This window comes from Aeromonas sp. 600724, from assembly GCF_049175135.1.
GTDB classification, from domain to species: Bacteria; Pseudomonadota; Gammaproteobacteria; order Enterobacterales; family Aeromonadaceae; genus Aeromonas; species Aeromonas veronii_A.
Genome location: NZ_JAAKUM010000043.1, coordinates 1 through 573, shown reverse-complemented (window position 1 = coordinate 573; position 573 = coordinate 1). Strand labels below are relative to the sequence as shown.

General features: G+C 55.7%; 1 pseudogene. It reads left to right on the top strand.

The features are described 5' to 3' along the window. Positions 1-573: pseudogene (locus G5168_RS20925) on the top strand (IS3 family transposase); the annotation flags it as partial.

Sequence of the window (573 nt, the reverse complement as noted above, 5' to 3'; positions counted from 1 at the left end):
GGAGCAGCAAAAAATTCAGGAGCTGGAAGCCCGTATCAACCGGCTCGAACGTGAAAAGGACATTCTAAAAAAGGCTACTGCTCTCTTGATGGCGGACGAGTTCACACGTACGCGCTGATAGACCGATTAAGGGAGCAAGCCCCCATCACCTTGGTCTGCTGCGCTTTCGATGTTCCCACCTCCTGTTTTTACGATTATCTGGCTCGCAGGCGGACGATTAACCGTGAACGTATGCAACAGCGCTGTGAGTTGCGCCGTTTGTTCAAAGAAAGCCGCAACTCAGCAGGCAGCCGCGCCTTGATGTCGATGATGCGAGAGTTGGGGTATCAGATTGGCCGATTCAAAGTACGTAACCTGATGAAGGAAGCCGGGCTGGTATCCAAACAGCCGGGCGCTCATCGTTATCAGGTCGCCCAGTCTGAGCGACCGGATATCCCCAATCTGCTGGCCCGCGAATTTGATGTCCAGCAACCCAATCAGGTGTGGTGTGGCGATATCACCTACGTCTGGGCAGGTGGACGCTGGCATTACCTGGCAGCGGTGCTTGACCTGCACACCCGGCGGGTCGTGGGC